At 61.3% G+C, this 10661-nt stretch carries 6 protein-coding genes and 1 pseudogene; 4 read left to right on the plus strand and 3 right to left on the minus strand.

The annotated features are described in order from the left end of the window. Positions 1-1335: DUF4347 domain-containing protein (locus EOD29_RS30270; RefSeq protein WP_127248742.1), on the minus strand; the 1335-nt coding region annotated here is incomplete at its 3' end. A 92-nt stretch (positions 1336-1427) separates the two neighbouring features. Then, a complete protein-coding gene (locus tag EOD29_RS30275) occupies positions 1428-1745 on the minus strand; it encodes a hypothetical protein (protein WP_095826372.1) in 318 nt (105 codons plus the stop codon). 1024 nt (positions 1746-2769) lie between these two features. On the opposite strand from EOD29_RS30275, the gene EOD29_RS30280 reads away from it, so the two are divergent. Both EOD29_RS30280 and EOD29_RS30285 read left to right on the plus strand, forming a co-directional pair. Continuing rightward, positions 2770-6576 carry a glycosyltransferase gene (locus EOD29_RS30280; RefSeq protein ID WP_127248743.1) on the plus strand — a complete coding sequence of 1269 codons (3807 nt, stop codon included), beginning with the start codon at positions 2770-2772 and terminating at the stop codon, positions 6574-6576. 90 nt (positions 6577-6666) lie between these two features. Continuing rightward, a complete protein-coding gene (locus EOD29_RS30285) occupies positions 6667-7770 on the plus strand; it encodes a glycosyltransferase (protein ID WP_127248744.1) in 1104 nt (367 codons plus the stop codon). 59 nt (positions 7771-7829) lie between these two features. On the opposite strand, the gene EOD29_RS30290 is transcribed toward EOD29_RS30285, so the two are convergent. Beyond that, on the minus strand, positions 7830-8558 hold the full coding sequence (locus EOD29_RS30290; protein WP_067330621.1) for a glycosyltransferase family 25 protein: 729 nt from the start codon (positions 8556-8558) through the stop codon (positions 7830-7832). Positions 8559-8801: 243 nt separating this feature from the next. Between EOD29_RS30290 and EOD29_RS30295 the strand changes: the two genes are divergently transcribed. Both EOD29_RS30295 and EOD29_RS30305 read left to right on the plus strand, forming a co-directional pair. Further along, positions 8802-9662 carry a hypothetical protein gene (locus EOD29_RS30295; protein ID WP_067330783.1) on the plus strand — a complete coding sequence of 287 codons (861 nt, stop codon included), beginning with the start codon at positions 8802-8804 and terminating at the stop codon, positions 9660-9662. A gap of 461 nt (positions 9663-10123) precedes the next feature. Next, positions 10124-10661 (plus strand): annotated as a pseudogene (locus tag EOD29_RS30305) (transposase); the annotation flags it as partial.

Raw genomic sequence — 10661 nt, forward strand, 5'->3', positions numbered from 1 at the left:
GGTATCGCCGGTAGCGCCTGTCGCTCCAGTTGCACCTGTCGAGCCGGTGGCGCCCGTTGCTCCGGTATCACCCGTGGAGCCGGTCGCGCCTGTGGCGCCGGTTGCTCCCGTCGCGCCGGTCGAGCCGGTGGCGCCTGTTGCTCCGGTATCGCCGGTGGCGCCGGTCGCACCCGTAGCGCCGGTCCCACCTGTAGCGCCGGCCGCTCCAGTCGAGCCCGTTGCTCCGGTATCACCCGTAGCGCCAGTCGCACCTGTAGCGCCGGTTGCGCCGGTTGCTCCAGTCGCACCAGTAGCGCCGGTCGCACCCGAAGCTCCGGTATCGCCGGTGGCGCCCGTTGCACCGGTCGCACCTGTGGCGCCCGTCGCACCCGCGCCGGTTGCGCCCGTCGCGCCTGTTGCTCCGGTGGCGCCGGTCGCGCCCGTTGCACCCGCGCCCGTGGCGCCGGTCGCACCCGTGGGGCCGGTCGCGCCAGCCGGGCCGGTCGGGCCTACTTGACTCGTGACGGCGAGACTGCCCCCATTGAATGTATCGCCATTGTCACCATTGTTACCAGCGTCGGTCGCAAAATTGTAAGTATTACCGGCGGCAGGCGTTAGCGTACCGTATAGCTCGAAGCCGCTGGTGTAAATTTGATAAGTATGGGTTGTATCAGGTACTGTAATAGTTATTGCAAAATTGAACGCCACGCCATTGTTCGACTGAGGAAGAACGAAACTTCCAACAATGGTATCTGGATTGGCAGTAGTATCAATGAGATAAAACGTATTTATGCTTTTACTGTTGCCATCGGCTACAGTGCCGGTAAGCGTCAGATTACCCGCCACCAGGAGCCCGATGTAACTTGCTACGCCAACTGGGGTCAGCGGCGGCAGGGGCGCCGACGCGCCCGCACGTGCGGGTAGTTCCCAAGCACCGCCCAGGACTGCCGCACCGACAAGCGAACTGGACGCGCAGACATCCACGCCGACGGCCGCTTCCAAAGCGTCGACGAACGCATCGCCTGCCCTTCCCAGCGCCGTCTCGCAGCTCCATAGCCGCAGTTCGCCGTCCGCAGCGAGCGCCCTGCCGATTGCGGCGAATTCCTCAGCCGCGCCCTTCAACGTCCCGACCGACCATTCTCCTGAAGCGAAATTAACCCGACCCGGCGCGCCATGCGCGATGATGTGGACCGCGCGGAGCTCTTCGTGCCCTCTCAGCGCCGCAGCCATCTGCGCCGCCGGCGCTTGACGGCCATCGAGCAGGATAGCCTGGACCCCCGGCCGGACGTTGCTCAGAACAGTCTCGAGATCGGAGATCGAAGGATCCACAAAGAGAATTTCAGAGGCACGGGCCATGACTGGCTCCTGTTCGCTTCCAATTCATTTCAAAAGGGAAACCGCCCACCGGCTTAGTCGGCGAGCGGCGCGGAAACGGCGCTTGGCCGCGGTCATCTTCCGGACGGCCCGACGGCGCCGCTTGGGCGGCCAACGAGGGGGGCCTCCACGCGGAGGAAACCGGAGGCTTGGAAATTCCCGCCATCGTCAAATGTCCCGATCGCGAGAGAGCCGGCGGTGCTCGGAACCTTCACGGTTATTGCGACAGCGTGGCTTCGCTTGACGGCGGCGGGAAGAATGACCTGGCCGACGATCGCGTTCTTGGCGGCATCCAGAATGAAATAGGTTATATGCTCGGTCGCGTCGCCGATGGGCAAAACGCCCCTAACGGTCACGTCCATTGCAGTAGACGAAGTTGCGTAGGTCATCATGCACTCCCCGATTAGCGGCGGCTGATGCCGCGGCTTCTCCTGCTTGACACTTGATTTTCAATCACCGCAGTGCTGCCCCCGACCCGACGGGCTTGGCCGCAAGGCCGCACGAAAGCTCGCGCGCGAAGACGTGATGGGCTGCAGCCTTTGCTCCAGACGACTCCTGGTCCGATCGGCCGGCAACAAGTCGCAGACGGCGCCGTTCGCCGACGGCCTCGGTTTGAACAGCTCTGTTGAGATTTGGTTTGGATGCGGGGCACGGGAGCCAATCCGCCGCACCTTGCAGCAACAAATTTCCCGCCGGCGCATAGATGGGCACGGGCTGCGCCGCTCAGTTGCGGATAGGTTTGAAGTTTGTCGAAGCGGCGGGCTTCAAACTCCCTGGGAAACGCACGTGATATCACGTGATACACGATCCACTCCCGTCACAGCCGACGCCGATCTCTTGGCGAAAACTCGCGAGAGAGCTCCGGAGTGGAAAAACCCGTTCGACCCGAACAAAAAAGACAAACGCTCACTCGGCCGCGCGCTCACCAACGCACGTGCCTTAGTCGTCCGCGACTTTGGCCTTGCTACTCCGGAACCCTCTGGCTTGACTCCCCTACGACTTCCGCAGAATGCCAGCTACCCACGACCTGTGGGCCCCCCTCACAGCAGCAAATTAGTAAATTTGAAAATTAGCGATCTGTAAACTATGGAAGCGACTAAACCGGCCTACCTCGAAAGTATTAGGTCGGGAAATATTACAAACCGCAACTCTAGAAAATATTTTTGAAATCCATACCTTAACCCTCACCCGGGAACTTGCGTCAAACCCAGAAACGTGATCGGGATCGAGCTCCCGCTATCCCATTTCGGGGTGGCGATGGGGTCGACGCCAAGCACCGCTTCGTCGATCTTGACGTCGCTCGGCAAATGGCGGTGAAGTGAGCGGAGATCGTCTGAGGACCTTGGCCGCTCCGGTGGCAAGTAGACAATAGGAGCTTCGAGACGGCTCCGCGAATTCATCCGCGGCACGCAGAGAATGGCATTGCTTGAACGTCGCGCAACGTCAGAGCGAGAGATGGCAATTTCACGGATGACCACTGGCAAGCGACTTTGCCTGAACATGATCGTCAAGAACGAGATGGCGAACCTGCAGCGCTGTCTGGGGGCGGTTGTCGACCACATCGACTGCTGGGTCATCGGCGACACCGGGTCGACCGACGGGACCCAGGATTACATCAGGGCTTTCTTCGCCGATCGCGACCTGCCCGGCGAGTTGCATCAGTTCCCTTTCGAAAATTTCGAGCAGGCCCGCAACGCCGCGCTCGATCATGCGTATGCTTCGCCGCTCGTCTATGATTATCTGCTTTTTGACGACGCCGACATGGAGTTGGTCGTCGAGGACGCGGGCTTCCGAGCGCAGCTCGACTGTCCCGGCTATCGGCTGCTCCAGCGCTCCGGTTCCGACCTCGCCTATTGGAACACCCGCATCGTCAGGCGCGATACCGGCGCCCGCTACCGTGGCGTGACGCATGAATATCTCGACGTTCCCGGCGACGTGAAGGAACTGCAGGGCGTTTGGTACAAGGACCACGCCACCGGATCGAACCGCGTCGACAAGTTCGATCGCGACATCAAGCTCCTGCTGGAGGCGCTGGAGAAAGACCCGGAGAACCACCGATACTGGTTTTACCTGGCGCAGTCCTACCGCGACGCCGGGCGCACGGCCGAGGCGGCGGTGGCCTACGCCAAACGCGCGGCGATGGGCGGCTGGGACGAGGAAGCATGGAACGCCCGGCTGCAGGAGGCGCGCTGCCTAAGAAAGCTCGGGGACGACGCAGGCTTCATTCGCCAGGCGCTTGCTGCCTTCAATCAGCGCCCGCAACGTACCGAACCCCTCTACGACCTCGCGCGGTTCCATCGCGAGAAGGGGATGAATGACGCCAGCGTGCTGTTTTCGGAAGCCGGTCTGGCGATCAGGAAACCGGAGCAAGACATCCTGTTTCTCGAGGATTTCATCTACACGACGGGCCTTCGCGAGGAATACGCGATCGCGGCAAACTACGCCAGCGATCCATTGCGCAAGGACCGCGGGTTCGCAGTGTGCAATTGGCTGGCGCTGAGCCGCAGCATCGCCGACGGTTCCCGCGATCTGGCGCGCTCCAACCTGTTCTTCTACATCCAGCCCGCCAAGACGATGATGCCATCGTTCACTGCGCAACCGGTCGGCTTCATGCCGCCCGACGGCTATCGGCTCTCAAACCCCTCCGTGGCTCGCTGGGACAACCAGATCGTAGTGTTGCAGGGGGCCATCACCTTGGCGGCGGCGGAAGAGAACCTCCGGGCTCGAGCGCCGGATCGAGCGGCGGTGCACACACGCAATTTCTTGCTGCGCATCGACAGCGAATTCGGGATCGCGTCGGCCGATGAGATTTCACAGCCGACCGACTTGCCGCGACCTGCTTACGGCTGCGGCCTCGAGGCCATGCGCCCGTTTGCCTGGGAGGGGCAATTGTGGAGCAGCGCCTATATGCGCGCGTCGGCCGCAGAAGGCGAACCAGTCATCGCGCGCATCGACCACGGCGGGCCTGCACCATACCGGATGACCGACTGGCGTGTGCTCCGGCCGATCGGTGCGAAGGTGAACGGCAACAACTGGCTCCCCCTCGTCAAGCCGGCTGGCATCGGCACCGACCGGGAGCGGCTGCAGTTCCTTTCTGTGGGTGATTCCATCCGCATTGTCGGCGATCAAGGGCAGACGATATCGGAAAAGCCGTCTTCCGTCGCTGCCGACCAGCTCAAGGGAGGCACCCAGGCGATTGCCTTCGAAGGCGGATGGCTGACACTCGCGCACGAGACGCGGGCAAGGCCGGACGGGGCTCAGCCATACTGCCAGCACCGCTTCGTCTGGTTGGACGAAACAGGCTGCTTGGCAAAGATCAGCCGGCCGTTCTTCTTCAATGAAAAGGGGGTTGAGTTCGCCGCCGGCCTAGCCTGGCACCCAAAAGACGAGCGCCTGCTGATTTCGTACGGCGTCGCCGAGAGCGAAGCGTGGATCGCCGCGGTCGATGCCTCGGAGGTAAGCTCGCTGCTGGAGAGGACAGACTCTTTGTCTGCAAGCGAGGCATATTGGAGCTCACTTGCGACGACGTCGGCGGACGGTGCGACCATACAAATTGCGGCGGCTCAGCAGCGCAAAGAACCCGGCGACCTCCATCAACAAACCCGGCCTGACAGCGGACTCCCGAAGGAGGCGAGCAGGATTGTCCTCTCCGGCAATGCGAAAGGCACAGAGGAGGTCCTGCTCGAGCTGGCGCCGTTCCTTCGCTTCGCAGACTCGCCGCATGAGCGTCGCGATCAATCCTGGGCGTTCGATAGCCGGATAGCCCCCTTCCTGGACAGGGGAGATGCCGCGCTGCCTCAGATCCACTGCTTTTACGAGGTGCTTTCCGACACTGCGAAGCATCTGACCTTGATTGCCGCCACCACGTCGATGCGCGCCGCAGGCCATCCCGTGAGGGTCTGGAGCTACTCGCCGAACAAGCTTCAATTCCTCGTGCCGCTCGGCGTCGAGGTACGCGCCGCGGATGACGTGATGCCGCGCAGCTTGTTCGAGCGAATGGTCGCCGGCTCCGAGATCCGCTATTTCAGCGACGCCTTTCGCTACGCCGTGCTTTACGAACATGGCGGGTTGTGGATGGATTGCGACGTGGTCATGCTGCGACCGTTTCCGTTCCGCGGCGATTACTTTTTCAATCTGCAATGGCGCGGCGGGCACCAAGGCCACTTCGTCTGCGGCAACGTCATCTATGCCGAAGCCTTCAGCCCCCATTTGAGAGCACTCTACGAGATGTCAATCGAGCGCTTCTTCGGTGCAAGCGGCAAGGGGTTCGGCGAGATCGGCCCGAAACTGCTCTCCGACTACATCGCTTCGGATCAAGGCGCCGAGCTGCGCGATTGGGTCTTCGGGCCAATGTTCTTTAACGCGATCGATTGGACCGAGATAGGCGAGTTCGAAAAGCCGCTCGCCGATGTGGCTGTCTACCTGAATGATGAGCGTGTCTTCGGAACACACCTGTGGACGGCACGAAATGAGGCTCGCTCGGGCGGGGAAGGAGCGCCGCTCATCTCCTTGCTGGTCGAGCCGCTGCGGAGCTTTCCCACACTCATCGATCTTGCTGATCGCTTCAACACCGACAAGAACCGCCATACCGGCAACCGGCATGCTTACGCACGCGTCTACGAGCGGCTGCTGTCGAGCCGGAGACTTTCCATGCGGAGGCTATTAGAGATCGGCCTCTGTCGCATCGCGGCGGAAGGCAACCAGTCCGAGACGCCCTCGGTCGCGCTCTGGCAGTCCTATTTTCCTTACGCCGAGGTGATCGGTGTCGACCTGACGGATTTTTCTCAGTTCAACAATGAGAGGTTCAAGTCTTTCGTTTGCGATCAATCCAAGCTGGAGGATCTGCGCTCCGTCGCGGCGAAGCTGGAACCGGGCTCGCTTGACGTGATTATCGACGACGGCAGCCACGCCTCGTTCGACGAGCAACTGACGCTGCGCGAATTCTTCCCGCTGCTCGCAGAGGGTGGATGGTATTTCATCGAAGACCTCGACTGGCAGCCAACAGGCGAAAATGCCGGTGAAATCACACTCACCAAGCATATCTTGCGAGAAATCCAACAGCACGGCACGGCCCGATCAATCGACCCGGTCGGTATCAGCGACCTTGCCGATCAGTTTGCCGAAATCCGGTTCTTCGACAGCCACTTCGAGCTTAGCCAGGCAAAATTGCTCGGAGGGCTAGTGGCGATCCGCAAGCGCGGAGGCGTCGGCCTTGTTCGATGAGCGTCACAGGGCGGTGCGGTCGGGTTCGGGCGAGTCCAGCCGTTCAGCGGGAGGTCGCTTAGCGACTGCGTCCAATCGCGGACCCCTTCCTTGAAGATAGCGGTCTACACCATCGCGTTGAACGAAGCCGCACATGTCGAGAGGTGGGCAAATTCGGCCGTCGGCGCCGACTATCGGATAGTCGCCGACACCGGCAGCACCGACGACACGGTATCCCGACTGATCAACGCCGGCGTTACCGTGCACCGGATCGCGGTCCGCCCATGGCGCTTCGATGACGCCCGAAATGCCGCCCTGGCACTCATCCCCGCCGACGTCGACGTGTGCTGCACGATGGACATGGACCGTTTCCTCGAGCCCGGCTGGCGCCCCAAGCTGGAGGCGGCCTGGAGACCCGAAACGACAGCCCTCTATTGCCAGACGATCTATAGAGCGAGTGTCGACGACCCCAGACCGTTGCGGCAATGGGCCACCAAGAATTTTCACCATCGCTGGGGATATCGCTTCAAGCGCCCCGTCCATGAGGCCCTCGTCTTCACCGGAGAAAGGGAGGTGGTCACGACCAGCAACGACCTGGTCATGTTCGAGGTGCAGGACCTGGCCAAGCCAACCAGGAGCAGCTACCTGCCTCTGATGGAGGTTGCCTACAAGGAAGATCCCGACGACGCACAGATGTGTTTCTGGCTCGGGCGGGACCTGATGTGGGCCAACCGGCCCGACGAGGCCGTTCAATTGCTTGAGCGCTACCTTGGCTTGCCGACAAGCACCTGGGGCGAGGAACGGTCAGAAGCGATGCGCTACATCGCACGCATGATGCCGCACCAGAGATTGGTGTGGTTGGACAAAGCGCGAATGGAAGCGCCGCATCGGCGCGAGATCTGGGCCGACCTTGCGGAGGAACTCCACGGCAGGGCCGACTGGTTGAATCTGTTCTGGGCGTGCAGCAACGGAATCGAAAACACCCGTCGCACCGGAAGCTATCTCGATGACCCGAACTGCTGGGGCTTTCGGCTGTTTGATCTGGGCGCCATCGCCTCATGGCACCTGAATGCGATGGACCGTGCTGTGGAATGGGGGCAGATGGCGCTCGAGCTTGACCCGGGCAATGAGCGTCTCAGGAACAACCTCGATTTCTTCATTCGGCGCCGGCACGAAGATCGAGCAGCGCCGCTCGGCGAACAAGGTGTTCGGTGAAGGCTATCGGTTGCCTGATGGGACGGACTGGCCGACTGCGGTCAACGCCAGCCTGTCGCTCACGTATTGATCCGTACCGATTCCTCCGGCCGTTCGTCACTGATGACAAGCGGCGGCAAGCACACATAGGCTTTGAGCGAGGGCATCACGCCCGCCATGATGCAATCGATGCCTGCATTGTTCAGCCTTAGGCCGAAGCCTGCAAAATCCACGATCATCGGCCGTATCGGAAGGCACCACTCCAACAGCGCGCGCGCGCCACGTGGCGAGACGGAGTAACAAACCGTGCCGAGCAGATAGCGCGCTCGAAGCAGAGCAGGTTCGATTTCCGCCTCCTGGAAGTCAGCAATATGCGTCATGACTTCGCCCGGAAAGAACTCCAGCCTGGCACCGGTTCCGCCAGGAAGGGCATCTAGCCAGGCATAGCATCGCAGACTTGCACTCCACAGGATGAAATCCCAATCGGCCGGGATGTTCGCCAAGAGCGCGTTCGTATGTCGTTCGAACTCGCGAGAGAAGATCGCATCATCTTCGGCAACCGTTATCACCTTGTGCCGACCGACGGCCTCTCTCCAGAGCGTCACGTGCGAGATGGCGCAGCCCAGACTCCCAGGCGCATACTCCAAATCCGAACTGATAACCCCACGCTCTATCAGCTTGTCGCGGTCGATGGATTTTCCGTCAAATCCGGAGAACCTCCGGACTTCCGGCAGGTGCGAGTTCAACTTGCGAAATTTATCCAGCCGCCCGACACTTCGATCGAGATTGATTACATAAATCTCCGACATGACGCTTTTAGCCCCATTTTGGCGATGGTTCGTCCATTCACTCACTTTGCATCGAGCGAACCAGCTTGCGCCCCGGCCTCCACTTGAGAGAACTTCAAGTCTAGCCGGATCGGTGGTAGCTGGCGAGACGGCTTGGACCAGGCATTCGAACTTTTGGAGGATTTGCGTCCGGCAACTGGAGAGGCTATGAGGCGCCGAGATTTGGCGGTTGGCATCATCGTTGCGGCAGCATCGGCTACCGCAATGGCAAAGTTTTCGGCCATCCTGGACCCGGGCTATGCAGCTATGCCATCCCCCCGGAATAAGACACCCGCGACGCTTCTGTCCGCCCCGCTCGAACTCGCGGGCAATTGGGGCCGCATGCTCCCGCAAGCGGCAGAACAGGTCGTTGAAAAGGCGCGGCGCGCCTGCCTAGACGGCGTCCGACTGCTGTCTGATCGCCAGCCGGCAAGGCTCCGCGTCGACCGCCATGGCACCGGACAGCCGGCGATCTGGCTGCATCCCGACGGCAGCAGTATGGCCTGGATCATTGTCGACATCGGCGAACGGGACTGGTCGAAGCTTGCCTACCAGTTCGGCCATGAACTCGGCCATGTGCTTGCCAACAGCTGGCAGGCCGATGCGAAGCCGGCACCGCCTTGCCAATGGCTGGAGGAAGCCATGGTGGAGGCCTTCTCGCTGCGAGGCCTGGGACGCCTGGCGAAAGACTGGAAACAGGACCCGCCTTTCGCAGGTGACAACGCTTTCGGCGATGCCATTGCCGAATATCGTGGGAACATAATCAAACGCTATACCGCGCTCGCCGACAGCCAGGGACTTACCCGAGATGCTGCGACGTGGTTCGCCGACCACCGAAACGAGATCGAAGTTCCAGGTCTCAATCCGTTCGCGCAAGCAATGTGCCCGACCATTCTCGCAGAATACGAACAGGTTCCCGATTGCGTTGAGGCGCTGGGCGCGCTCAACCGCTGGCCTGGCCGCAGCGGGGTTCCAATCGCCGAATATCTCCGCCGATGGAAAAAGAGCTGTACCGAATTGGACGCCTCGCCGCACCTGCCGGTCCGACTCCAGCAATTGTTGCATGTTACCCGGGAGCGACGCTAACCAAAGCTCGGCAATGTGGCGGGAATCTTGTGATCGGACACATACGGGGGCCTGCGCGGACGCTATGGGTCTCCAAAAAAGCAGGGACGAGAACGCCCAAGCCGGCAGTTGGTCAGCGGCCGTCTGTATGTCGTGGCTGATGTGGAAGGGATTGTTGCTTGGCAGCGTCCGGATCGGTCTCCTTCGCCTTCGGCTCGGAGTGTCGCCGACCATATACAAGCCTGAACACAATCGCGAGATAGCCGACCTGCAACAGAAGCGCGGCTAGGAGGCTCCAGGCAATGCTCATCCAGACGGACCCTGTGACCTCATAGGCCCAGGTTCCGACTACGCTCGACGTGATAAGCATTCCGACCAGAAACTGAGGAAAGTACATCTCCCCAATCCTGCTTCCAGGTGACCTTGCCCCTCTGATCTAATCCGGTTTGAAGTTCGTTCTGGCCCATCGAGAGGACCAGGACATGAAGCGCAGCCGCTTCTCTGAAGAGCAGATCATCGGAATTTTGAAGGAGCATGAGGCCGGGGTCTCGGTCGCCGACCTGTGTCGGAAGCACGGCGTCAGCGATGCTTCGATCTACAACTGGAAGGCCCGCTTTGGCGGGATGGATGTCTCCGAGGCTCGGCGACTGAAGGCGCTGGAGGACGAGAACACGCGGCTGAAGCGGCTTCTGGCCGACGCCATGCTCGACAATGCCGCATTGAAGGATCTCGTGGGAAAGAAATGGTGACGCCCGCGGCCAAGCGGAAAGCTGTCGCTTACCTGAAGGAAGGCTTCGGGATGAGCGAACGGCGGGCGTGTAAAGCCATCGGCTGTTGCCGCATGACGGTTCGCTACGAGACCAGCAGGCCGGACGACCGCGAGATTCGCGAGCGGATGAAGGCGATCGCGCAGGAGCGTCGCCGGTTCGGCTACCGGCGTCTCCTCGTGATGCTGAGGCGGGAGGGCCTGGTCGTGAACCACAAGAAGCTGTTCCGGCTCTATCGGGAGGAGAAGCTCGC

This window comes from Mesorhizobium sp. M1A.T.Ca.IN.004.03.1.1, from assembly GCF_003997555.1.
GTDB lineage: Bacteria > Pseudomonadota > Alphaproteobacteria > Rhizobiales > Rhizobiaceae > Mesorhizobium.

Excerpts from the sequence above, each read along its gene's own strand:
- EOD29_RS30280 (WP_127248743.1), top strand. The coding sequence starts at position 2,770 with ATGGCATTGCTTGAACGTCGCGCAACGTCAGAGCGAGAGATGGCAATT.
- EOD29_RS30295 (WP_067330783.1), top strand. The coding sequence starts at position 8,802 with ATGGCAAAGTTTTCGGCCATCCTGGACCCGGGCTATGCAGCTATGCCA.
- EOD29_RS30290 (WP_067330621.1), bottom strand. The coding sequence starts at position 8,558 with ATGTCGGAGATTTATGTAATCAATCTCGATCGAAGTGTCGGGCGGCTG.
- EOD29_RS30275 (WP_095826372.1), bottom strand. The coding sequence starts at position 1,745 with ATGATGACCTACGCAACTTCGTCTACTGCAATGGACGTGACCGTTAGG.